Source organism: Kitasatospora sp. CB01950, from assembly GCF_001905465.1.
Classification (GTDB): domain Bacteria; phylum Actinomycetota; class Actinomycetes; order Streptomycetales; family Streptomycetaceae; genus Kitasatospora.
In genome coordinates, this window is record NZ_LISX01000014.1 from 25623 (window position 1) to 47311 (window position 21689).

At 72.7% G+C, this 21689-nt stretch carries 24 protein-coding genes and 1 riboswitch; of the genes, 10 read left to right on the forward strand and 14 right to left on the reverse strand.

Annotation, left to right across the window (positions count from 1 at the left end):
* Positions 1-27: 27 nt before the first annotated feature.
* The gene (locus AMK19_RS27710; RefSeq protein ID WP_073816420.1) at positions 28-468 is read right to left on the reverse strand and encodes an Lrp/AsnC family transcriptional regulator; all 441 of its coding nucleotides are present in this window, start codon (positions 466-468) and stop codon (positions 28-30) included.
* A 208-nt stretch (positions 469-676) separates the two neighbouring features.
* Between AMK19_RS27710 and AMK19_RS27715 the strand changes: the two genes are divergently transcribed.
* The 3 genes from AMK19_RS27715 (at position 677) to AMK19_RS27725 (ending at position 3896) form a co-directional block, all read left to right on the forward strand.
* The gene (locus AMK19_RS27715) at positions 677-1078 is read left to right on the forward strand and encodes a hypothetical protein (protein ID WP_073816421.1); all 402 of its coding nucleotides are present in this window, start codon (positions 677-679) and stop codon (positions 1076-1078) included.
* Positions 1079-1156: 78 nt separating this feature from the next.
* Entirely contained in the window at positions 1157-1780 is a 624-nt protein-coding gene (locus AMK19_RS27720) for a uridine kinase family protein (protein WP_073816423.1), read from the forward strand.
* 316 nt (positions 1781-2096) lie between these two features.
* Entirely contained in the window at positions 2097-3896 is a 1800-nt protein-coding gene (locus AMK19_RS27725) for an AAA family ATPase (protein ID WP_083647421.1), read from the forward strand.
* Between the two features lie 11 nt (positions 3897-3907).
* On the opposite strand, the gene AMK19_RS27730 is transcribed toward AMK19_RS27725, so the two are convergent.
* Positions 3908-4561: a TetR family transcriptional regulator gene (locus tag AMK19_RS27730; RefSeq protein ID WP_073816424.1), complete on the reverse strand. Its 654-nt coding sequence runs from the start codon at positions 4559-4561 to the stop codon at positions 3908-3910.
* A 68-nt stretch (positions 4562-4629) separates the two neighbouring features.
* Between AMK19_RS27730 and AMK19_RS27735 the strand changes: the two genes are divergently transcribed.
* The gene (locus tag AMK19_RS27735) at positions 4630-5508 is read left to right on the forward strand and encodes an SDR family NAD(P)-dependent oxidoreductase (protein WP_073816426.1); all 879 of its coding nucleotides are present in this window, start codon (positions 4630-4632) and stop codon (positions 5506-5508) included.
* Between the two features lie 51 nt (positions 5509-5559).
* Here the strand turns inward: AMK19_RS27735 and AMK19_RS27740 are convergent, their stop codons facing one another.
* The 9 genes from AMK19_RS27740 to AMK19_RS27780 form a co-directional block, all read right to left on the reverse strand.
* Positions 5560-6591, reverse strand: coding sequence for a hemolysin family protein (locus tag AMK19_RS27740; protein ID WP_073816428.1), 1032 nt, complete (start codon positions 6589-6591; stop codon positions 5560-5562).
* Positions 6588-7928 (reverse strand): hemolysin family protein, encoded by a 1341-nt coding sequence (locus AMK19_RS27745; protein WP_073816430.1) that lies wholly within the window; start codon positions 7926-7928, stop codon positions 6588-6590. The genes AMK19_RS27740 and AMK19_RS27745 overlap by 4 nt, the downstream gene beginning before the upstream one ends.
* 194 nt (positions 7929-8122) lie before the next feature.
* Positions 8123-8563 carry a PH domain-containing protein gene (locus tag AMK19_RS27750; protein ID WP_241844621.1) on the reverse strand — a complete coding sequence of 147 codons (441 nt, stop codon included), beginning with the start codon at positions 8561-8563 and terminating at the stop codon, positions 8123-8125.
* Between the two features lie 58 nt (positions 8564-8621).
* Positions 8622-9470 (reverse strand): ATP phosphoribosyltransferase, encoded by an 849-nt coding sequence (gene hisG / locus AMK19_RS27755; protein ID WP_073816431.1) that lies wholly within the window; start codon positions 9468-9470, stop codon positions 8622-8624.
* 39 nt (positions 9471-9509) lie between these two features.
* Positions 9510-9782 (reverse strand): phosphoribosyl-ATP diphosphatase, encoded by a 273-nt coding sequence (locus AMK19_RS27760; RefSeq protein WP_073816433.1) that lies wholly within the window; start codon positions 9780-9782, stop codon positions 9510-9512.
* A gap of 105 nt (positions 9783-9887) precedes the next feature.
* Positions 9888-10373, reverse strand: a complete 486-nt coding sequence (ribH, locus tag AMK19_RS27765; protein ID WP_073816435.1) for a 6,7-dimethyl-8-ribityllumazine synthase — start codon at positions 10371-10373, stop codon at positions 9888-9890.
* A 26-nt stretch (positions 10374-10399) separates the two neighbouring features.
* Positions 10400-11674, reverse strand: a complete 1275-nt coding sequence (locus AMK19_RS27770; RefSeq protein WP_073816437.1) for a bifunctional 3,4-dihydroxy-2-butanone-4-phosphate synthase/GTP cyclohydrolase II — start codon at positions 11672-11674, stop codon at positions 10400-10402.
* The gene (locus AMK19_RS27775; RefSeq protein WP_073816438.1) at positions 11671-12312 is read right to left on the reverse strand and encodes a nicotinamide mononucleotide transporter family protein; all 642 of its coding nucleotides are present in this window, start codon (positions 12310-12312) and stop codon (positions 11671-11673) included. Before AMK19_RS27775 ends, AMK19_RS27770 begins: the two co-directional genes overlap by 4 nt.
* Positions 12309-12968 carry a riboflavin synthase gene (locus AMK19_RS27780; RefSeq protein WP_073816440.1) on the reverse strand — a complete coding sequence of 220 codons (660 nt, stop codon included), beginning with the start codon at positions 12966-12968 and terminating at the stop codon, positions 12309-12311. Before AMK19_RS27780 ends, AMK19_RS27775 begins: the two co-directional genes overlap by 4 nt.
* Before the next feature lie 187 nt (positions 12969-13155).
* Positions 13156-13283: riboswitch (FMN riboswitch) on the reverse strand.
* Positions 13284-13430: 147 nt separating this feature from the next.
* On the opposite strand from AMK19_RS27780, the gene AMK19_RS27785 reads away from it, so the two are divergent.
* The 3 genes from AMK19_RS27785 to AMK19_RS27795 all read left to right on the forward strand — a co-directional run bounded on the left by AMK19_RS27785 (position 13431) and on the right by AMK19_RS27795 (position 15920).
* Positions 13431-13679, forward strand: coding sequence for an SCO4226 family nickel-binding protein (locus AMK19_RS27785; protein WP_073816441.1), 249 nt, complete (start codon positions 13431-13433; stop codon positions 13677-13679).
* 44 nt (positions 13680-13723) lie between these two features.
* Entirely contained in the window at positions 13724-14362 is a 639-nt protein-coding gene (locus AMK19_RS27790) for an MSMEG_1061 family FMN-dependent PPOX-type flavoprotein (protein ID WP_241844622.1), read from the forward strand.
* 178 nt (positions 14363-14540) lie between these two features.
* On the forward strand, positions 14541-15920 hold the full coding sequence (locus AMK19_RS27795; protein WP_073816445.1) for an FAD-dependent oxidoreductase: 1380 nt from the start codon (positions 14541-14543) through the stop codon (positions 15918-15920).
* Positions 15921-16067: 147 nt separating this feature from the next.
* On the opposite strand, the gene AMK19_RS27800 is transcribed toward AMK19_RS27795, so the two are convergent.
* Both AMK19_RS27800 and AMK19_RS27805 read right to left on the reverse strand, forming a co-directional pair.
* Entirely contained in the window at positions 16068-16718 is a 651-nt protein-coding gene (locus AMK19_RS27800; RefSeq protein ID WP_073816446.1) for an ABC transporter ATP-binding protein, read from the reverse strand.
* Complete coding sequence (locus AMK19_RS27805; RefSeq protein WP_073816448.1) at positions 16715-17827, reverse strand: ABC transporter permease; 1113 nt, start codon at positions 17825-17827, stop codon at positions 16715-16717. The genes AMK19_RS27800 and AMK19_RS27805 overlap by 4 nt, the downstream gene beginning before the upstream one ends.
* A gap of 103 nt (positions 17828-17930) precedes the next feature.
* Here AMK19_RS27805 and AMK19_RS27810 point away from each other — a divergent pair, with 103 nt between their 5' ends.
* A complete protein-coding gene (locus tag AMK19_RS27810) occupies positions 17931-18521 on the forward strand; it encodes a TetR/AcrR family transcriptional regulator (protein WP_073816450.1) in 591 nt (196 codons plus the stop codon).
* A 61-nt stretch (positions 18522-18582) separates the two neighbouring features.
* Here AMK19_RS27810 and AMK19_RS27815 read toward each other — a convergent pair whose 3' ends face one another.
* Complete coding sequence (locus AMK19_RS27815) at positions 18583-19992, reverse strand: FtsW/RodA/SpoVE family cell cycle protein (protein ID WP_073816451.1); 1410 nt, start codon at positions 19990-19992, stop codon at positions 18583-18585.
* 153 nt (positions 19993-20145) lie between these two features.
* Here AMK19_RS27815 and AMK19_RS27820 point away from each other — a divergent pair, with 153 nt between their 5' ends.
* Positions 20146-21087 carry a cytochrome c oxidase assembly protein gene (locus AMK19_RS27820; RefSeq protein WP_073816453.1) on the forward strand — a complete coding sequence of 314 codons (942 nt, stop codon included), beginning with the start codon at positions 20146-20148 and terminating at the stop codon, positions 21085-21087.
* A 166-nt stretch (positions 21088-21253) separates the two neighbouring features.
* Positions 21254-21646, forward strand: a complete 393-nt coding sequence (locus AMK19_RS27825; protein WP_073816455.1) for a DUF302 domain-containing protein — start codon at positions 21254-21256, stop codon at positions 21644-21646.
* Positions 21647-21689: the final 43 nt, after the last annotated feature.

Consider the following 21689-nt stretch of genomic DNA (forward strand, 5'->3'; position numbering starts at 1 on the left):
ACCAGTCTCGCACTATGGACAGTTTCGTCAGAGCTTCGGGGGGCGGGCCTCGTAGGGGGTGGAGAGGACGACGGTGGTGCGGGTGGAGACGCCGGCGGCGGCGCGGATGCGGGCGAGCAGGTCCTCCAGGTCTCCGGGGGTGGGGACGCGGACCTTGAGGATGTAGTTCTCGTCGCCGGCGACGCTGTGGCAGGCCTCGATCTCGGGGAGGGCGATCAGGCGTTCGGGGGTGTCGTCGGGGGCGCTCGGGTCGAACGGTTTGACGGAGATGAACGCGGTGAGCGCCAGGTCGACCGCCTCGGGGTCGACGATGGCGGTGTAGCCGCGGATGACGCCGCGCTGTTCGAGGCGGCGCACCCGTTGGTGCACGGCCGAGGTGGACAGGCCGGTGGCCTTGCCCAGGTCGGTGTAGCTCATCCGTCCGTCCTGCAGCAGCAGCTGGACGATGCGCTGGTCGAGTTCCTCCACAAGGCGTCAACCTACTCGATACGGGCGGGGCTGTGCAGACAGCTCATCGGGGGCGCATTCGGGGGGCACATGCCAATGGAATGTGGCGAGGAACACACTTGGTGCATCACCGTGCGCCGGGGCGCAGGGTTATGACGTGGTGTCAGGGGGAAGTGCTGGTGGTGGCCCGGACAACGAGTGAATCCGGCCCGATCCGAGGGGGATCAAAATGCCTTCCACCGACCAGCGTCCCGACGTCGAGGACGAACGCGGCGCGCCCGAGCCGTCCTTCGGGGCGGACGCGGGCGCGGCCGACAACTGGGAGATCGTCCGGGTGGACTGCCCGGCCTGTGACCGCCCGATCGCGTTGATCGGGGACGAGGAGCGGCTGCCGCAGCACGCGGTGCTGCCCTCCGCGTGGAACCCCTTCCAGTCGGCGATCTGCCGGGGCGCCGGCACGCCGACGGCCGACCTGCCGGAGTCCGTGGACCAGCCGGAGCAGGACGGCGCCGAGAACCTGGTGCCGCTGCCGACGGCGTTGGACTGGCGCACCCAGCCGTTCTCGCACGCGGGCGCCCACCGCGCGGTGCGGGCGCTGCTGCCCGTCCAGCGCGACCGCCGGGCGGCCTGAGCGCCGCCTCTCCCGCCGAGGGCGCCGTCGCCCCGGTGCCCTCCGGGACTCCCCCGCCCGGCCACGTAGGCTGGCCGGATGACCGACGCCTTCCCCGACCTGTCCGCGCTCGCCGCGGGCCTGCTCGCGCTGCCCCCGTCGCTGGGCCCGGTGCGGCTGGTCGCGGTGGACGGGCACGCCGGTTCCGGCAAGACCACGTTCACGGGCCGGTTGTCGCAGGCGCTCGGCGGTGCGCCGGTGGTGCACCTGGACGATCTGGCGACCCATCGGGAGCCGTTCGGCTGGGTGGGCCGGCTGCGCGCCCAGGTGCTGGAGCCGCTGGGGCGGGGCGAGGCGGCCCGGCACGGCGTGTACGACTGGACGGCACGGGAGTTCGACGGTGTCGCGGTGGTGCCGCCGGCCCCGGTGGTGCTGCTGGAGGGGGTCGGCGCGGGCCGCCGGGCGGTGCGTCCGGCGCTGGCGGCGCTGCTGTGGATGGAGCTGGATGCGGCGGCGGCGCGGGCCCGGGGCGAGCTGCGGGACGGTCCGGAACTGGCCGAGTTCTGGGCGGGTTGGGCGGTGGCGGAGCGGGCGCATTTCGCCGCCGATCCGAGCCGTCCGTTCGCCTCGCTGCGGGTCGACGGGATCACCGGGCGGATCGTCGGGGACACCCTGAGTGAACCGGTTGAACCGCTCTTGACCTGCGGTGTCGTCAGGATTTAAGTTCTGCGTGTCGCGGAAATCAGTTGAATCCGCAACCACAGACACGGCGTCTCCGGTTTGTTCCCCCGTGAGCCGGAGACGCCGTTCCCTTTCGCGCCGGGCGCCGCTCAGCACCCCAACACCCGATCGTCTCGCGCCATTTGACCCGCGCGGCACCCTTACGGATCAGCTCCGCGCCGGTACCATGCCCACGCAGGCCCGTTTGAAGCGGCCCTAGGTCTGGCGGGGGGCGTCAGTGACGGTGGAGAGTTCCGGCGGCAAGGGGCCCGCCGCGGCGGGGCCGGATCCGGAGGCCGACCGCTTCTGGTCGCGTGCCATGGATGCCTACACGGCGGGCTCGTACGCCCGTGCCGAGGAGGAGTTCCGGGCCGCGGTGCGGATCGACCCGGGCATGGCGGACGCCTGGCTGGGGCTGCACGCGCTGCGCAGCGACACCGCGGGCGCGCTGCTGGCGATGCACCGGCACCGCGAGCGGTTCGGCGAGCAGCGCGAGCGCCACCGCCGTCCGCTCAGTTCCTGGTACTGGCTGGGCTGGTGGGTGCAGCCGGTGCTGGAGTCCGCGCAGGACCTCGCCCTGGCGCACGCCTCGCACTGGCTGGACGGGCGTCATCTCACCGAGCTGGACCAGGCGTTGGCGGCCTGTCCGGAGCCGGAGCAGGAGCCCGCGGTGCGGTTCCTGCAGGCCTGCCGCTCCTACCTGTTGAAGGACTGGGAACAGCTGATCCGGGACACCGACCGCCTGTTGGACGATCCGGTGCTGGGTATCGAGGCGGGCCTGTTCGCGGGCATGGCCCGGGTCCGGCTCGACATGTGCGCGCAGGCGCAGCGCCCGCTGGCGGCGTCGCTGGCCCGCTGCCGCTCCGAGCAGCCGCAGCGCAAGGAGTTGCGGTACTGGCTGGGCCGGGCGTACGAGGGCGCGGGGCGCAGCGCGGCGGCGTTGCCGCTGTACCGGGCGGTGCACCGGGCCGATCCGGCGTTCATGGACACCGAGCAGCGGCTGGCGGCGATCTCCGCCGAGGACGGGCTGCTGGACGGGGCGGCGCTGGGCGAGTACGGCGAGTACCGGGGCACGGCGGTGGAGACCGCGGTGGAGACGGTGGAGGATCCGGAGCCGGAGCGGGCGCAGCCGCCGGGCGGGGAGTCGCGCGGCGGGCAGGTGCCCGAACGGGCGTCCGGTGCTTCGCCGTTACCCCTGCGGTTGGGCAACTGGCCGGTGGCGGCGGCGATTCCGCCGGCCGGTCCGAACCCGGCGCCGGCGGCCCGGATGGAGCTGGACCAGGCGCTGGCGGAGCTGGAGGCGATGGTCGGCCTCGATCCGGTGAAGCGTCAGGTCCGGGCGCTGTCGGCGCAGTTGAGGATGGCGCGGCTGCGCGCGGACCGGGGCCTGCCAGTGCAGCCGCCGAAGCGGCACTTCGTCTTCTCGGGGCCGTCGGGCACCGGCAAGACCACGGTGGCGCGGATCCTCGGCCGGGTGTTCCACGCTCTCGGGCTGCTCTCCGGGGACCACCTGGTGGAGGCCCAACGGGCCGATCTGGTGGGCGAGTTCCTCGGCCAGACGGCGGTGAAGGCGAACGATCTGATCGACTCGGCGCTGGACGGCGTGCTGTTCATCGACGAGGCGTACTCGCTGGCCAACTCCGGGTACAGCAAGGGCGACGCGTTCGGCGACGAGGCCCTGCAGGTGCTGCTGAAGCGCGCCGAGGACAACCGGGACCGGTTGGTGGTGATCCTGGCCGGCTACCCGGAGGGCATGAACCGGCTGCTGGCGACCAACCCGGGGCTGAACTCGCGGTTCACCACCCGGGTCGACTTCCCGTCCTACCGTCCGTCCGAACTCTCCGAGATCGGCGGGCAGTTGGCGCACACCGACGGTGACGAGTGGGATGTGGACGCGGCCGAGGAGCTGGCGTCGATCTGCCGCCACGTGGTCACGGAGGGCTGGATCGACCAGCTCGGCAACGGCCGATTCATCCGCACCCTGTACGAGAAGTCCTGCGCCTACCGGGACTTGCGGCTCTCCGCCCTGCGCGGCGTCCCGTCCCGCGAGGACCTCGCCACCCTGCGGCTGCCGGACCTGCTGCAGGCGTACGGCGAGCTGATCGACGGCCGCCAGTGACGGGCTGAGGGTCAGGTCGCCGCCACTCCGGTCAGGTAGGCGGTCAGGACGCGGCGCAGGCGGGGTTCGACCTCGACGATGGCGTGGCCGAGGCGGGGGTCGGAGGCGTAGAGGGCCTTCAGTCGCGGGCCGGGGGTGGCGATCTGCCAGAGGGCGCCGGCCATGCCGGTGGCGGTGGCGGCGAGGTCCAGCACCTGCTGCTCGGTCAGGCCGAGCAGGCGGTTCAACTCCCCGCCGATCAGGGCGACTTCGTCCAGGGTGACGAGCTTGAAGGCGCGCACCGCGTCCAGTGAGACGTTGCGTTCCAGGTTGAGCGGGGCCTGCGCCAGCAGGTCGCAGAACATCGGGCGGGCCGACAGCGTCGCGGCGAGCAGTTCGGCGACCTCGGCGGGGGTGGCGTGCGCGCGGGCCGCGAGGTCGGCGCGCAGGGCGGCGGACCACTCCCGCCAGCCCTGGGCGGTGAGTTCGAGGAAGATCTGCTCCCTGGTCTCGAAGTACCGCAGCAGCGCCGACTTGTGCATGCCCACTTCGGCGGCGATGTCGGTGAGCGTGACGTCGCGGATGCCACGCCCCTCGCCGAGCGCCCGGGCCGCGTCCAGGATCGCCCCTTCGCGCGCCTGCTTGGCCTCGGCGCTGCGCGCCCGTCGGAATGCCGGCTCACTCATGTCACCATCATAGGAGTCGTTAACGCAACGGCGTTGCGCTAATAAGAGAACGGTGTTTTACTAACGGTATGAGCGAAGAGACGCGCACCACCCGGCAGCAGGTCTGGTTCATCACCGGTTCGTCCCGCGGCTTCGGCCGCGCCCTGGTCGACGCCGCCCTGGCGGCGGGCGACCTGGTCGTCGCCACCGCCCGCCGCCCCGAACCCCTCGCCGCAGAACTCACCGGGCACGGCGACCGCGTCCTCACCGTCCCGTTGGACGTCACCGACCCGGCGGCCGCGCAGGCGGCGATCGACGCCGCGCTGGCCCGCTTCGGCCGCATCGACGTGCTGGTCAACAACGCCGGCTACGCCAACGTCTCCCCCGTCGAGACCTCGGACGACGCCGACTTCCGCGCCCAGTTCGAGACCAACTTCTGGGGCGTCTACCACGTCACCAAGGCCGCGCTGCCCGCGCTGCGGCGTCAACGCTCGGGCACCGTGGTGCAGTTCTCCTCGGTCGGCGGGCGGGTCGGCGGGTCGCCGGGCATCGCCTCGTACCAGGCCGCCAAGTTCGCGGTGGACGGCTTCACCCGGGTGCTGGCCGCCGAGACCGCGCCGTTCGGCATCCGGTACCTGGTGGTCGAGCCGAGCGGTTTCGCCACCGACTGGGCGGGCGCCTCGATGACCGCCCACCCCGTGCCGGAGGCCTACGACGAGACGGTCGGCGCGATGAACCGGCGGATGCGCCGGGGCGAGGCCGGCGCGGCCGGCGACCCGGTGCGCGCCGCGGAGACCATCGTCCGCACGGTGCGGCGGGCCGAGCTCCCGAGCCACCTGCTGCTGGGCGTGAACGCGGTGACCATGGCGCTGGAGTACTCCCGCCGCCAGCTCGCCGAGGCCGGGGCCTGGGAGCGGGTCAGCCGCTCCGCCGACTTCGCCGAACCGTACCCGGTGGAACTGCCGTAAGAGGAACGGCCCCGCCGCAGGAACTGCGACGGGGCCGGGGGCGACAAGGCGTCAGCGCCGGTGGTCCGGGTCGTGGACCTCGCCGACCAGCTCCTCCAGGACGTCCTCCAGGGCGACCAGGCCGAGCTGCCGGCCGTCCGCGTCCACCACGGCCGCCAGGTGGACGGCGTTGCGGCGCATCACGGCGAGCGCGTCGTCCAGCGGCAGGCCGGAGCGCACCACGGTGATCGGCTGCCACAGCCGGTCGGGGACGGGCGCGGTCAGGTCGTCGACCTCCAGCGAGTCCTTGACGTGCAGGTAGCCGAGCACGATGCCCAGCTCGTCGACGACCGGGAAGCGCGAGAAGCCGGTGCGCACCGCGAGCTGCTGGATCTGTTCGCCGGTGACGTCGCGGCCCACGGTGACCAGCTGGTCGGCGGGCAGCATCACCTCGGTGACGGGGCGGCTGCCCATCTCCAGGGCGTCCTCCAGGCGTTCGCGGCGGGTGTCGTCCAGCAGGCCGGCCTCGCCGGAGTCGGCCAGCAGGAGCAGCAGCTGCTCGCTGGTGAACACCGAGTTGACCTCGTCCTTGGGTTCGACCCGGAACAGCCGCAGCACACCGTTGGCGAGGGCGTTCAGGAAGGTGATCACCGGGGCGAGCCAGCGGGCCAGCCGGTCCAGCGGCGGGCCGAGCCACAGCGCGGCCCGGGCCGGGCCGGCCAGCGCCAGGTTCTTCGGCACCATCTCGCCCAGCACCATGTGCAGGAACACCACCAGGCTGAGCGCGACGGCGTAGCTGAGCAGGTGCATCGCCGACGCGGGCACGCCGAGTGCGTGGAAGACCGGCTCCAGCAGGTGGGCGATGGTCGGCTCGGCGAGCGCGCCGAGCAGCAGCGAGCAGACGGTGATGCCGAGTTGGGCGGCGGCCAGCATCGCGGAGACGTTGGACAGCGCGTGCAGCACGGTGCGGGCGCGCTTGTCGCCGGCCTCGGCGAGCGGTTCGATCTGGCTGCGGCGCACCGAGATGACGGCGAACTCGGCACCGACGAAGAACGCGTTGCCGAGCAGCAGGAGCAGCGAGAAGGCGAGTTGCAGGGCGCTCATCGGTGACCGTCCTGGTCGTCGTGGTCGTCCTCGGCGCGGGTGCGGCGCACCTCGACCCGGCTGGTGCGGTGGCGGTCGACGGCGGTCACCGTCATCTCCCAGTCGGGCAGTTCGGCGCTCTCGCCGACGGCGGGGAGCTTGCCGAGCAGGTCGGCGAGGAGTCCGCCGAGGGTTTCGTAGGGGCCGTCGGGGGCGTGCAGGCCGATCTTGGCGAGCTGGTCGAGCCGGGCCCGGCCGTCGGCGTCCCAGACCGGCAGTCCGTCGCGCGGGGCGAGCGGGCGCAGCTCGGGGGTGTCGTCGGGGTCGTGCTCGTCCTGGACCTCGCCGACGACCTCCTCGACGATGTCCTCGATGGTGGCGACGCCGGCGGTGCCGCCGTACTCGTCGACCACCACGGCCATCGGTTCGCGGCCGCGCAGCAGGTCGAGCAGCCGCTCGACGGGCAGCGTCTCGGGGACCAGCAGCGGCGGGGAGGCCAGGTGGCGGACCTTGGTGTGGTCGCGGCGGCCGGCGGGGACGGCGAGCGCGTCCTTGAGCGTGACGGTGCCGGTGACGTTGTCCAGGCTTTCGCTGTACACCGGGAAGCGGCTCAGCCCGGTGGCCCGGGTGAGGTTGAGCACGTCGCCGGCGGTGGCGTCCTCCTGGAGCGCGGAGACGTCGATCCGAGGGGTCATCACGGATTCGGCGGTCAGCTCGCGCAGGCCCAGGGTGCGCACGAACAGGGCGGTCGACTCCTCGTCCATCGCGCCGGCCTGGTAGGAGTGCCGGGCGAGCGCGAGGAGTTCGTCGGCGGTGCGGGCGTGGCCGAGTTCCTCCTGCGGCTCGACGCCGAGGGCGCGGACCAGCCGGTCCGCGGAGCCGTTGAGGAACGCGATCAGCGGGCGGCAGGCGGCGGAGAACGCGCGCTGCGGGCCGACCACGGCGTAGGCGACCTGCAGCGGGTGGGAGATCGCCCAGTTCTTCGGGACGAGTTCGCCGATCACCATCTGCACCACGGTGGCCAGCACCAGGCCGACGATCAGCGCGGTGCCGCGGGCAGCCGCGTCGGGCAGGCCGACGGCGGTGAACACCGGGGACAGCAGGGTGGACAGCGCCGGCTCGGCGAGCATGCCGACCACCAGGGAGGTGATGGTGATGCCGAGTTGGGCGCCGGAGAGCTGGAAGGACAGCTGGTGCAGGGCCTTGGAGAGCCTCTTCGCCCGACCGTCACCGGTGGCCGCGGCGCGTTCCACGGTGCCGCGGTCTGCGGTCACGAACGCGAACTCGGCGGCCACGAACAGGCCGTTGGCGAGGATGAGCAGGATTGCCGCAAGCAGCAGGAGCCAGGCGGTGGTCATCGGGCCGCCCGCCTTCCCTGGCTCGGAATGTGCGTGGCGGCGCGGGTACTACCGGACGGATCGTCCATCGAGGGGAGGTGTCACTCCTCAGGTCGCGGGTCAGGGCGGCAGGCCGGACACTCTTGGGCTTTGCCGCGGTTTTACCAGCGTAGACGATACCCGAACGGTTCTCCGGCCCGTCCGGACCTGCCGGGTCAGCCCCGGCTCGCGCCGCGTTCCTCGACCAGGTCGCGCAGCGTGCGGGCGGCCGTGACGGCCTGCTCGCGGCCGCCTGCGGGCTGGATGCCGACGGCGGCCAGCGCGGTGCCGTCGGCGAGGTCGAGCATCACCCACGGGTCGCCGTGCTTGAGGTTGACCCGGACCACCTCGGCCCAGGCGAGGCGGCGGCTGCGGACGAAGTTGACCACGGTCAGTCCGTCGGCGTCGGCGACCACCTTGGGGCGGGCCAGCATCAGGCCGACCGCGGCGAACAGCAGGCCGCTGAGCACCATCATCACCCGGTCCCGCGGCTGCCAGGTGTCCGGCAGCGCGAAGGCGAGCACGGTGAACAGCACCACCATCACGCCGCACAGGGCGAGCAGCACGGCGCGGTTGCGGCGGGGGGCCCACGTCACGGGCAGGGCGGGCACAGACACGGGTGGCTCCAGGAACAAGCGGGGGCCGCCGGGCGGGCGGCCCCCGTTCGGCAGCGGGTCAGATGCGGCAGGCGTGGATGTTGGTGACCAGGATGGCGCGGGCGCCGATCGCCCACAGGTCGTCCATGATCCGCTGGGCCTCCTTGCGGAGCACCATGGAGCGGACCGCGACCCAGCCGGCCGTGTGCAGCGGCGAGACGGTCGGCGACTCCAGGCCGGGGGTGAGCGCGACGGCGGCGCCGACCGTCTCGGCGCGGATGTCGTAGTCCATCAGCACGTAGCGGCGGGCCACCAGCACGCCCTGCAGGCGGCGCAGGAACTGCTCGACGGCCGGGTCCTCGCCGGCGCCCTTGGGGCGGATCACCACGGCGTCGGAGACCAGGATCGGGTCGCCGAAGACCTCCAGGCCGGCGTTGCGCAGGCTGGTGCCGGTCTCCACGACGTCGGCGATGACCTCGGCGACGCCCAGGTGCACGGCGGTCTCGACCGCGCCGTCCAGCTTGGTGACGGTGGCCTTCACGCCGTGCTCGGCGAGGTGCTGCTCGACCAGGCCGGTGTAGGAGGTGGCGATCCGCAGGCCGTCCAGGTCCTGGACGCCGTTGATCTCGGCGCCGACCGGCCTGGCGAACCGGAAGGTGGAGGCGGCGAAGCCGAGCGCGAGCACCTCCTCGGCGTCCGAGGCGGAGTCCAGCAGCAGGTCGCGGCCGGTGATGCCGATGTCGAGGCGGCCGGAGCCGACGTAGACGGCGATGTCGCGCGGGCGCAGGAAGAAGAACTCGACCTGGTTGTCCGGGTCGACCAGGACGAGTTCCTTGGCGTCCTTGCGCTGCCGGTAGCCGGCCTCATGGAGCATCTCCGCCGCGGGACCCGAGAGCGAACCCTTGTTGGGGACGGCGATGCGGAGCATGAGAGGGGAACCCTTCGTCGACTGCGGTGCGGTGGGGAATTACAGGTACTTGTAGACGTCTTCGAGCGTCAGCCCGCGGGCGATCATCATCACCTGGACGTGGTAGAGGAGTTGGGACATCTCCTCGGCCGTCTCCTCGGGCGACTGGTACTCGGCGGCCATCCAGACCTCGGCGGCCTCCTCGACGACCTTCTTGCCGATCGCGTGGACGCCCTGCTGCACGAGCTGGGCGGTGCGGGAGGTCGCGGGGTCGCCGGTGGCGGCCTTCTGCTGGAGCTCGGCGAAGAGCTCCTCGAATGTCTTCGATGCCATGATGGCCTCACCTTACGGGGTGCGGACGGACGGACGGTAAACGGTTCCGCACCGTGGACAGTCCGCTGGACATCGCAACGGACCGCCCCCGGTGCGATCGTCCGATCACCGCCAGGGCTCGACCACCTCGCGCAGCACGGCGGCGGTGGCGACGGCTGCGGTGGCCGCCTCGTGGCCCTTGTCCTCGACGGAGTCCGGCAGCCCGGCCCGGTCCAGCGCCTGCTGCTCGGTGTCGCAGGTCAGCACGCCGAAGCCGACCGGGACGCCGGTCTCCACCGAGACCTGGGTCAGGCCGAGGGTCGCGCCCTGGCAGACGTAGTCGAAGTGCGGGGTGCCGCCGCGCACCACCACACCCAGCGCCACCAGCGCGTCGTAACCGCGTCCCGCCAACTGCTTGGCGGCGACCGGCAGTTCGAAGGTGCCGGGGACGCGGACCACGGTCGGCTCCTCGATCCCCAGCTCCTTCAGGGCGCGGTGCGCGCCGTCCAGCAGTCCGTTCATCACCTGCTCGTGCCACTGCCCGGCGATGATCGCGACCCGCAGGTCGGCGCAGTTCTTCGGGGACAGCACAGGGGCTCCGTGACCGGCCATGTCGTGCTCCTCTTTCCGTGGTGCGGCTACTTGTTGTCGTCGTCGAGCCACGGCAGGTCGTGGCCCATCCGGTCGCGCTTGGTGCGCAGATAGGTGAGGTTGTGGGCGCCGGCGGCGGTGGGCAGCGGCCGGCGGGCGGTGACCTTCAGACCGTGCTCGGTGAGCGCGGCCTGCTTGGCCGGGTTGTTGGTGAGCAGGGTGAGCGAGCGCACGCCCAGGTCGGCGAGCATCTGCGCGCCGATCGAGTAGTCGCGGGCGTCGGCGGGCAGCCCCTGGTCGAGGTTGGCGTCGACGGTGTCGCGGCCCCGCTCCTGGAGCTCGTACGCGCGCAGCTTGTGGGCCAGGCCGATGCCGCGGCCCTCGTGGCCGCGCAGGTACAGCACCACGCCGCGGCCGGCCTCGGCGACGGCGCGCAGCGAGGCGTGCAGCTGCGGACCGCAGTCGCAGCGCAGCGAGCTGAACACGTCGCCGGTCAGGCACTCGGAGTGCACCCGCACCAGCACGTCCTCGCCGTCGGGGAGCTTCCCGTCGGCGTCCAGGCCGCCGGCCACCAGCGCGAGGTGTTCGACGCCGTCGATGGTGCCGCGGTAGCCGACGGCGGTGAAGTCGCCGTGGTCGGTGGGCAGCGCGGTGACGGCGGCGCGGTCGACGTGCAGTTCGGTGCGGCGGCGGTAGGCGATCAGGTCCGCGATGGAGATGATCGCCAGGCCGTGCCGGCGGGCGAAGGCGTGCAGCTCGGGCAGCCGGGCCATGGTGCCGTCGTCGTTGACCACCTCGGCGATCGCCCCGGCGGGCGGCAGGCCCGCCAGACGGACCAGGTCGACGGTGGCCTCGGTGTGCCCGGGGCGCGCCAGCACGCCGCCGTCGACGGCGCGCAGCGGGAAGACGTGACCGGGCCGGGTGAGGTCGGTGGCCTCGGTGGCGGCGGAGCCCAGCAGCCGGACGGTGCGGGCCCGGTCGGCGGCGGAGATGCCGGTGTCGACGCCGTCGCGGGCGTCCACCGAGACGGCGTAGGCGGTGCCCTTGCGGTCCTCGTTGACCTGGGTCATCGGGGGCAGCCGCAGCCGGTCGAGGTCGGCGCCCGGCATCGGGACGCAGATCACGCCGGAGCTGTAGCGGACGGTGAACGCCATCAGCTCGGGGGTGGCGGCGGACGCGGCGAAGACGATGTCGCCCTCGTTCTCGCGATCCTCGTCGTCGACCACGATCACGGCGCGGCCGAGCGCGATGTCGGCGATGGCGCGCTCCACCGGGTCGAGCGCGAGCGGCTCCCCGGGATCGACGGGCTCTTCGGCGCTCATGCGGCAACTCCCTCGACGGGCAGGGTGGTTCGTGCGGTGCGGGCCTTCGTCCACCAGCTGGCCAGGCCGGCCACCACGAGGACGAAGTAGATGGTGAAGGTCAGCGCGGAGAAGACGTAGCCGTGGGCGTAGCTGTAGGGCACGCTGATCACGTCGACGGCGATCCAGGCGAACCAGAACTCCACCCAGCCGCGGGCCTGGGCGTACATGGCGGCCAGCGTGCCGGTGAAGATGTACGCGTCCAGCAGCGGGTTCCAGGACAGCTTCGGGTAGGCGTTGAACAGCGCGGCGACGGCGAGCGTGCCGGCTGCGGTGGCGGCGATCAGCAGGATCCGCTCGCGCCGGTCGGCGAAGCGGACGGCGATCTCGCCGGCGTCGCGGCGGCCGCGGTTCCACTGGGTCCAGCCCCAGACCGCGGTGACCACGACGATCACCTGCTTGCCGATCAGTCCGGGCACCTGCCCGCCGAGGAACACGCTGATCAGCACGGCGCCGGCCAGCAGTTGGGCGGGCCAGGTCAGCACCGAGCGGCGCCAGCCGAACGCCAGCCCGGCGAGCCCTATCAGGTTGCCGACCATGTCGGCCACCTTCACCTGCTCGCCGAAGGCGGTGAAGGTCAGATCTGCGAGCGCGCTCACTTGGTTTCCCCCAGGGTGTCGGGCAGTGCACGGTTTTCGAGCAGTCGTTCCACGTACTTGGCGAGCACGTCCACCTCCAGGTTGACGGGGTCGCCCACCGCCTTCACCCCGAGCGTGGTCAGGGCGAGCGTGGCGGGGATCAGCGAGACGGTGAAGCTGTCCCGGGCGGCCTCGACGACAGTGAGGCTCACTCCGTCCACGGTGATCGACCCCTTCTCCACCAGGTAGCGCGAGATCGGCTGCGGCAGCGAGAGACGCACCACCTCCCAGCGCGGATTCCCGTCCGCGTCCAGGTCGCCCGGCTCGCGGGAGATCACGGCGCCGGTGCCGTCGACGTGGCCCTGCACCAGGTGGCCGCCGAGTCGGGCGCCGAGCGCCATCGCCCGTTCCAGGTTGACCCGGGAGCCGGGGCGCAGCGCGCCGAGGCTGGAGCGGCGGAGCGTCTCGCGCATCACGTCGGCGCTGAACTCGCCTTCGTGCTTGGCGAGTTGTTCGTTGTCGTCGACGACGGTGAGGCACACGCCGTTGACTGCGACGGAGTCGCCGTGCCGGACGTCCGCGGTGACCAGCGGGCCGCGCAGGCGGATTCGCGAGGACTCACCGATCTCCTCGATGGAGACGACCTCGCCGAGCTCTTCAACAATGCCGGTGAACACCCGGGTTCTCCTCGCGCTTGGGGCGCGGACTCCGGGGCGGCGATCGGGAGTTGACTGCGGACGCGGCGCGTCGGGAAGGCCCGCCGTGCGGCCGGGGACCTGCCCCGCGGCACGGGTGAGCTGCCGACATGCCGTGCTTCGGCACCCCGGCCCTCGGGTGGGCCGCGGTGTGAACACACCTGTCCGCCGCGCACGCCTCCCATCCGGACTTTAACCGTCGGTCCAGGAATTTCACCTGGTCAACCGGCCGCTGGCTGCGGACGGGTCGCGGACTGTAACCGCCGGCTCGGAATTTCACCGACCCCGGAGTGCGCTGAACGTCACTGCTACTGCACCAGCATTCTTGCACGCGCATCTATGCCCAAGGCAAGAGCGCGTCCTGTGGCCTGGTTCACGCCCCGGGGCGCACGGTGGAGATGAGTGCCCCCGCGCGGGGGCTCCCGGCCGAGGAGTTGAGCGACGATGACGATGTTCATGGACGTCCACCACGGGATGGCCGGCATCACCGCCGAGCAGTTGAAGGCCGCGCACGAGGCGGACCTCGCGGTGCAGCACGAGGAGGGCGTGGAGTTCCGGCAGGCCTGGGCGGACCCCGACTCCGGCACCGTGTACTGCCTGTCCTCCGGCCCGTCCCGGGAGGCCGTCCAGCGCGTCCACGAGCGCACCGGACACCCGGCGGACGAGGTGCACGCGGTTCCGCTGCAGATCTGACCCCCTCGCCGCCGCCGAGGTGAACGGGGATAGGGTCGGGTCGCGTGATCTTCGACGCCCTCGCCGCTGAGGCGATCCGCGACCCGGCCCGGCTGCGGGAGTTGTACGAGCAGCCGAGCGACACGGTGCAGCGCAAGCAGGTCGACCGCCTGCACGAGGAGGCCCGTCTGTTGATCGGCTGTGCCTCCCTGGTCTTCGTCGCCACCGCCGATGCGGACGGCAACTGCGACGCCACTCCGCGCGGCGGCCCGCCCGGCTTCGTCTCCGTCCTGGACGAGCGGACCCTGGCGATCCCCGACGCCACCGGCAACCGCCGCCTCGACAGCCTGCACAACATCGCCGCCACCGGACAGGCCGGACTGCTCTTCGTCGTCCCCGGCCGCGCCGCCACCCTGCGGGTCAACGGCCGGGCCTGCATCAGTGCGGACCCCCGGCTGCTGGAGCGGCTCACCCCGGTCGGCAAGCCGCCGCGCACCGCGATCGTGGTCTCCGCGGACGAGGTCTACGGGCACTGCCCGAAGGCGTTCCTGCGCGGCTCGGCCTGGCGTCCCGAGCAGTGGCTGCCCGCCGACGCGGCGCCCAGCTCGGCCTCGATCACCCTCTCCCACCTGCGCGATCCCTCGCTGACGCTGGATCAGGTGCTGGCCGCCGAGGAGGAGTCGCTGCGCCTGCGCTACGAGTGATCGCCCCGGCCGCGGCGACTCGTGCATGCTGGGGGGCAACGGGGACGCCACATAGGCCGAACTTTGGGGGGCCATAGCTTCGCCTTATGACGACATAAGGCGAAGCACCGTACCGGGCGCGTCCGCCCGCCGTAAGGCTGGCGGTACGCGCCCAGAGCCGAACAAGGAGTACCTGCCCATGTCCCGCCCCGTCCGGGTGGCCATCGTCGGTGCCGGCCCCGCCGGGATCTACGCCGCCGACGCGCTGCTGAAGTCCGAGCTGGCCACCGCCCCCGGTGTCTCCATCGACCTGATCGAGCGCCTGCCCGCCCCCTTCGGCCTGATCCGCTACGGCGTAGCCCCCGACCACCCGCGGATCAAGGGCATCGTCACCGCCCTCCACCAGGTCCTCGACAAGCCGCAGGTCCGCCTGCTCGGCAACGTCGACTACCCCGGCGACCTCTCCCTGGACGAGCTCCACCGCTTCTACGACGCCCTGGTCTTCGCCACCGGCGCCGAGGCCGACCGCGACCTCGCGATACCCGGCATGGAACTCGACGGCTCCTACGGCGCCGCCGACTTCGTCTCCTGGTACGACGGCCACCCCGAGGTCCCCCGCGAATGGCCCCTGGAGGCCGAGCAGGTCGCCGTCCTCGGCGTCGGCAACGTCGCCCTGGACGTCGCCCGCGTCCTCGCCAAGACCGCCGACGAGCTGCTCCCCACCGAGATCCCGCCGAACGTCCACGCCGGCCTCGCCGCCAACCGCGCCGTCGAGGTCCACGTCTTCGGCCGCCGCGGCCCCGCGCAGGCCAAGTTCTCCCCGATGGAGCTCCGCGAGCTCGACCACTCCCCCACCATCGAGGTGATCGTCGACCCCGAGGACATCGACTACGACGACGCCTCGATCGCCACCCGGCGCGCCAACAAGCAGGCCGACATGGTCGCGGCCACGCTGGAGAACTGGGCGATCCGCGACATCGGCGACCGCCCGCACCGCATCCACCTGCACTTCTTCGAGAACCCCGTCGAGGTCCTCGGCGAGGACGGCCGCGTCGTCGCCCTGCGCACCGAGCGCACCCGGCTCGACGGCACCGGCAACACGGTCGGCACCGGCACCTTCCGCGAATGGCCCGTCCAGGCCGTCTACCGCGCGGTCGGCTACCGCTCCGACGAGCTGCCCAAGCTGCCCTTCGACGCCCTCTCCGCGACGGTTCCGCACGAGGCGGGCCGCGTCCAGGAGGCCGGCGCCCACCTCCCGTCCGTCTACGTCACCGGCTGGGTCAAGCGCGGCCCCGTCGGCCTCATCGGCCACACCAAGGGCGACGCCAACGAGACCGTCGCCTGCCTGGTCGCCGACCACGCCGCCGGCACGCTGCGCCCTGCGGCCGAGCCCGCCGAGGACGCGGTGGTCGACTTCCTGCGCTCCCGCGGCGTCGACTTCACCACCTGGGAGGGCTGGCACCGGCTCGACGCCCACGAGAAGGCCCTCGGCGCCGCCGAGGGCCGCGAGCGGGTGAAGGTCGTCGACCGCGTCGCCATGCTCAACGCCTCGGCCAGCGAAAGGTCCGCCGAGCGGTAAGGAAGACAGGGGCGGGGAACGGCGCGACAAGCGCACACCACGTCCGCAAGGTCGCGATCACGTGCAGGCCATTGCCTTGCGTCGCGATCTTGCGGACGTGCTGCGTTCCCCCTCGCGCAGTTCCCCGCGCCCCTGCTGGTTCACTCTCTACATCGAGACCGTTGCTTCCGCCGCGTCGACGACGACCGGGTCGTGGGTGGCGACCAGCGCCACGCAGCCCCGTTCGCGGGCCTTGTGGGCGATCAACTCGGTGAGGGTGCCCGCCTGTTCGCGGTCGACGGCGGCGGTGGGCTCGTCGATGAGCAGGAGGTCGGGTTCGAGGAAGAGTGCTCGTGCCAGTGCGACGCGCTGCCTCTCGCCGCCGGAGAGCTGGTCCGCGCGGTGCCGCAGCCGGTGTCCGAGGCCGACCTCGTCGAGGGCCGTCTCCGCCGCGGCGCGCAGCCGCCTCGCCGGCCGGCCGGCGATGGACGCGGCGGCGAGCAGCTGCTCGACGGTGGTGAGGCCGCCCAGCAGGTTGCCGCTCTGGAACATGTAGCCGATCCGTTCGCGCCGGACCTTCGCCCGTTCGCCGTCGTTCAGGGACGCCAAGTCGCTGTCACCGAGCAGCACTTGACCGCCGTCGGGCCTGAGCAGCGCGCCGGCGACGGCGAGCAGGGTCGACTTCCCGGAGCCGGACGGGCCGACCAGCGCGGTCAGCACCCCGGGCCGGCAGGTCGCGTCGACGCCTCGGAGGACGGGCGTCCTCGCGTCGCCGTGACCGAGTGAGACGGACACCTGGTGCAGGGTCAGAGAGGTCATCGTCCGGCTCCGAGCATGGTCATCGGGTCGGCGGTGGCGACCCGGCGGAGGGTGAGGGCGGCGCCGGCGAGGGCGGCGAGGGCGACCGTGGCCATGGTGGCGGTGAGCGCCAACCCGGGGAGGCTGAACGGGACTTCGGTGCCGACCAGGAGTCCGACGGCGGAGGCGAGTGCCGCGCCGGCCAGGGTGCCGCCGAGGACGACGGCCGCGGCCTGGACCAGGGTGTGCCCGAGGAGTCGGCGACGGGAGGCGCCCATCGCGCGCAGCAGGGCGAGTTCGGGTTGCCGCTGGACGGTCCAGACGCCGAAGAACGCGCCGACCACCAGCGGGGCGATCAGGTACAGGAAGAACTGGATGGACGTCATGGTGACGCGTTCGCCGGTGTAGCCGGGCGCGGCGGCGTACGCGTCGGTCGTCGCGACGGTCCGGGTGCCGAGCTCGCGGTCCCCCGCCGCCAGGTCCGCGCCCGAGGCGGCCCGCAGGGCGATCGCGCTGTACTGCTGCGGGAGCCCCGCGGCGGGCGCGCTCGCGCCGGGGGTGGTGAAGCGGATCGCCTGCCAGGTGCCGGTGGTGACGTACCCGGCCGGGACGTGCCCGTAGGAGGCGCGGCCGGTGATGCCGGTGACCTTGAGGGCGATGCCGAGCCGGTCGACGGTGAGGGTGTCGCCGATCGCGACGCCCTCCTCGGCGAGCTTCCGGGAGATCACCAACTGGCCGTCGCCGCCGAGGCGTTGGCCGTCCTCGACGCCGGGGTCGAGGAACGAGCCGGGCTCGACGCCGAACGCGGCGAGGTCGACCTCGGCGTGCCGGTCGGTGGTGCCGCGGGTGATGGTGACGCCGAGCGGGGTGGCCTGCACGCCGGGGCGCTGCTGCCAGCCCGCCAGGGTCTCGGCGGGGACGAGGCTGCGGGCGAACTGGTCGGACTTGGCGTCCGGGGAGAACGCCAGGTGGGTGGCGGGCAGGCGGCGCAGGGCGGAGACGGTGTCGTCGCCGAGTCCGGTGGTGAAGCCGGAGACGATTCCGACCAGGGCGGCGACCAGCAGGACGACGCAGCCCATGAGCAGGAAGCGGCCACGCGCGGCTTTGAGTTCGAGCAGGGCGAGGTACACCGTGCTCCTTCCAGGATGGGGACAGTGCGTCCCCAAGATAGAACATGGCGACGCCACGTCCCCAACACGGGGGGCGCCCTCCCGCGACTCCTAGACTGTGGGGGTGCCGAAGATCAGCGCCGCCACGGTCGCCGACCACCGCGCCCAGCAGCGCCGGGCGCTGGTCGAGGCTGCCCGCGCGCTGCTGGAGTCCGAGGGGGACGCCGCCGCCGTCACCTTCGCCGCGGTAGCCCGCAGCACCGGCCTGGCCCGCAACAGCGTCTACAAGTACTTCGCGGACCGCGTCGAACTGCTGGCCGCCGTGGTCCGCGAGTCCGCCCCGCGCTGGACGGAGCGGATCACCTCCGCGATGGCCGCCGCCGAGACGCCCGAGGGGCGGGTCGCCGCGTACGTCCGCGCCCAGTGCGAGCTGGTCCGCGACGGCGAGCACCGGATCGCCCGGGCGCTGGCCGGCGACCGCGACGCGGCGGCGCTGCGCGAGGCGGCGGGCCACGCGCACCGCGAGCTGCTCACCCCGTTGATCGCCGCCCTCACCGAACTCGGCGACAATGCACCGGAGTTCACCGCCCAGCTGCTCCAGGGCCTGGTGAACGCGACGGTCACCGCCCTGGAGTCCGGCGCCCCGTACGACGCCACCACCGACCGCGCCACGGCCATGGCGGTCGCCGCGCTCCGGGGAATGCACCCCCAGTAGGCGCGCAGCCGCGCCGCCACCGTCCTGCCGGCCGCCGGCGCTGACCGCCCGCAGCGGGAAGTCACCCGCCCCGGGCCGGGTCGAGCGGTGCCGGGGCGGGTTCGAGTTCGGCGCGGCCCGCCGCGTCGGAGAGTTTGATCAGAATGGCGGTGAGCAGCCAGTTCGCGGTCAGCGAGGAGCCGCCCGCGGCGAGGAACGGCAGTGCCTTGCCGGTGATCGGTATCAGCCCGCTGACGCCGCCGACCACCACGAACACCTGGAGCGCGACGGCGGCGGACAGGCCGGTGGCGAGCAGTTTGCCGAACGGGTCGGTGATGGCGACGGCGGTGCGCAGGCCGCGCTGCACGAACAGGCCGTAGAGCAGCAGGACGGCCATCGCGCCGGTCAGGCCGAGTTCCTCGCCGATGGTGGTGAAGATGAAGTCGCTGCGCCCGGCGAACCCGATCAGGAACGGTCTGCCCTGGCCGAGTCCGCTGCCGACCAGGTGGCCGCTGCCGAGGCCGAACAGCGCCTGCGCGGGCTGGTCGGAGACCAGGTGGGGGTCGTGCACCGGTTCGTAGTAGTCGAGCGGGTGCAGCCAGCCCTCGACCCGGCCGTGCACGTGCGGTTCGAGGTCGCCGACCACGGCCGCGCCGGCCACGGCCATCAGCAGGCCGATCAGCACCCAGCCGGTGCGTTCGGTGGCGGTGTAGAGCATCACCACGAACACCCCGAAGAAGATCAGCGAGGTGCCGAGGTCGCGTTCGAAGATCAGCACCAGCAGGCTGATCACCCAGATCGCCAGCACCGGCCCGAGGTTGCGGCCGCGCGGCAGGTTGACGCCCCACACCCTGCGGCCGGTCAGCGCTAGCGCGTCCCGGTTGGCCGTCAGGTAGCCGGCGAAGAACACCGCGATGGCGACCTTGACGAACTCGTCGGGCTCGAAGGAGAGTCCGCCGACCATGATCCAGCGCTTGGCGCCGAGGGTGTCGCCGGGGAAGAACGCGGGCGCGGCCAGCAGGATCAGCGCGCCCGCCATGATCAGGTAGACGTACTTCTGCAGCAGCCGGTGGTGCCGGACCACGATCAGCAGCACGACGGCCGCCAGGGTGGCGACCACCGTCCACTGCACCTGGCTGGGCGCGGCGGGGATCTTCTGCCAGTCGCCCTTGGCGGCGTGCCAGATCGCGTACGAGTAGTCGAGGCGGTCGAGCAGCACCAGGCCGAAGCCGGTGAACAGCACCGCCAGCGCCAGGATCAGCGGGTCCGCGTAGGGCGCGAAGCGGCGGACCGCGAGGTGCAGGGCGAGGGTGAGGCCGGTCAGGCCGCCGCCGAACGGCAGCAGGCCGGGCGGGAGGGTGCCGCGCAGCGCCAGGTTCGCGCTCACCCAGCCGACCAGGCAGACCGCCACCGCGAGGGCGAGCAGGCCGAGTTCGAGGTTGCGACGGTGTGCGGCGCGTCGGCTGCCGACGCTGCGCCTCGCGCGTCCCACCCGGGCCCCCCGTTCGGTCGATTTTCTACATGCGTGTAGAACTTCAATGCCGGATCCTCCCACGGACCCGGCGCTGCGACCGACGCCGGGCGGCCGCCCCCGGTTCCGCCCGGCGGGCGACGCGGCCGGAAATCGACCGAAGGAGCCACCGCCATGCCCCACCCCGCGGCCGTCGCGCCCTGGCACTGGTCGGCGCTGGCCGACACCTGGACCCTGGAACCGGCGGTCGCCGCCCTGACGGTCCTGCTGGCCGGCGGCTACCTGGTGGGCGTGCGCCGCCGCGGCGGCTGGCCCTGGTACCGCACGGCGGCGTTCCTCGGCGGGCTGGCGGTGTGGGTGTGGACGACGGGTTCCGGCCTCGGCGTCTACGAACGGGTGCTGTTCGCCGACCGCGCCGTGCAGCTCGTCCTGCTGCTGATGCTGGTGCCGCTGCTGCTGGCCCTCGGCGCGCCCGTCTCGCTGCTGGCCGACACCCTGCCGGCGGCCGGCCGGGAGCGGCTGCGCGCGGCGCTCGGCGGACGGACCTCCCGGGTGCTGATGTTCCCGCTGGTGTCCACGGTGCTGCTGGTCGTCCCGCCGTGGCTGCTGTACTTCACGCCGCTGTACCGGGAGACCCTGACCAGCACCGCCGGGAACATCGGCTTCCACCTGCTGCTGGTGCTGCTGGGCCTGCTGTACTTCTGGCCGCGCCTGCAGCTGGACCCGGTGGCGCACGAGTACCCGCTGCTGCTGAGCGTGGTGATCACCTTCGTCGAGGTGGTGTTCGACGCGGCGCTCGCGCTGGTGCTGCTGTACGGCGGCCACCTGGTCGCCGAGCCGTACTACGCGTCGCTGGCCCGCGACTGGGGCCCCTCGCTCGCCCGGGACCAGTTCGTCGGCGGCAACGCGATCTGGATCCTCGGCGACGTGGTCGGCCTGCCGTTCCTGGTCGCGCTGATCCGCCGCCTGATCGTCACCGGCCGGGCCGAGACCGCCGCCGTGGACGCCGCGCTGGACGCCGCCGAGCAGGCCCGGGTCTCCGACGACGAGGCCTCCGACGGCGAGCGGCCGTGGTGGCTGGACGACCCCAACCTGCGCCATCGCTACGGCGGTTGACCGGGCCGGCCGGCGGGTGAGACGGACGTCACCCGCCGCGCCCGGGAATGGACCTCCCACCCGCCCGGTTGCATCGGACGTACGCTTGAATACCCTCGGGGGTATCGAAGTGCCGCAACAGCGACAAACCAGGACACCGAAGCACTGACCAGAGAGGTTCGGCGACATGACCGACGACTTCACCGCCACCCTGACCGGCATCCCGTTCGCGGACGCCGCAGGCCGGGTCCGCGCGGCCCTCGCCGAGCAGGGCTTCGGCGTCCTGACCGAGATCGACATGACGGCCACCCTGCACGCCAAGCTCGGCGTCGAGGTGGAGGACTTCCTGGTCCTCGGCGCCTGCAACCCGCCGATCGCGTACCGGGCCCTGGAGGTGGACCGCCGGGTCGGCCTGCTGCTGCCGTGCAACGTGGTGCTGCGCGCGGTGGACGGCGGCGTCCTGGTCGAGGCCATGGACCCGCAGCTGATGATGCAGTTCACCGGCCGTCCCGAGCTCGCCGAGGTGGCCGACGACGCCGCCGTCCGGCTGCGCGCCGCGATGGCCGCACTGAAGGCCTGACCCCGCACCCACCCTCCAGGGGGCGCCCCCGCGCGCCCCCTGC

Coding starts and splice junctions, on each gene's coding strand:
- AMK19_RS27725 (WP_083647421.1), top strand. CDS start 2,097: ATGGATGCCTACACGGCGGGCTCGTACGCCCGTGCCGAGGAGGAGTTC.
- AMK19_RS27760 (WP_073816433.1), bottom strand. CDS start 9,782: ATGGCATCGAAGACATTCGAGGAGCTCTTCGCCGAGCTCCAGCAGAAG.
- AMK19_RS27800 (WP_073816446.1), bottom strand. CDS start 16,718: ATGACCTCTCTGACCCTGCACCAGGTGTCCGTCTCACTCGGTCACGGC.
- AMK19_RS27745 (WP_073816430.1), bottom strand. CDS start 7,928: ATGACCACCGCCTGGCTCCTGCTGCTTGCGGCAATCCTGCTCATCCTC.
- AMK19_RS27795 (WP_073816445.1), top strand. CDS start 14,541: ATGTCCCGCCCCGTCCGGGTGGCCATCGTCGGTGCCGGCCCCGCCGGG.
- AMK19_RS27740 (WP_073816428.1), bottom strand. CDS start 6,591: ATGAGCGCCCTGCAACTCGCCTTCTCGCTGCTCCTGCTGCTCGGCAAC.
- AMK19_RS27825 (WP_073816455.1), top strand. CDS start 21,254: ATGACCGACGACTTCACCGCCACCCTGACCGGCATCCCGTTCGCGGAC.
- AMK19_RS27735 (WP_073816426.1), top strand. CDS start 4,630: ATGAGCGAAGAGACGCGCACCACCCGGCAGCAGGTCTGGTTCATCACC.
- AMK19_RS27785 (WP_073816441.1), top strand. CDS start 13,431: ATGACGATGTTCATGGACGTCCACCACGGGATGGCCGGCATCACCGCC.
- AMK19_RS27730 (WP_073816424.1), bottom strand. CDS start 4,561: ATGAGTGAGCCGGCATTCCGACGGGCGCGCAGCGCCGAGGCCAAGCAG.
- AMK19_RS27820 (WP_073816453.1), top strand. CDS start 20,146: ATGCCCCACCCCGCGGCCGTCGCGCCCTGGCACTGGTCGGCGCTGGCC.
- hisG (WP_073816431.1), bottom strand. CDS start 9,470: ATGCTCCGCATCGCCGTCCCCAACAAGGGTTCGCTCTCGGGTCCCGCG.
- AMK19_RS27720 (WP_073816423.1), top strand. CDS start 1,157: ATGACCGACGCCTTCCCCGACCTGTCCGCGCTCGCCGCGGGCCTGCTC.
- AMK19_RS27770 (WP_073816437.1), bottom strand. CDS start 11,674: ATGAGCGCCGAAGAGCCCGTCGATCCCGGGGAGCCGCTCGCGCTCGAC.
- ribH (WP_073816435.1), bottom strand. CDS start 10,373: ATGGCCGGTCACGGAGCCCCTGTGCTGTCCCCGAAGAACTGCGCCGAC.
- AMK19_RS27715 (WP_073816421.1), top strand. CDS start 677: ATGCCTTCCACCGACCAGCGTCCCGACGTCGAGGACGAACGCGGCGCG.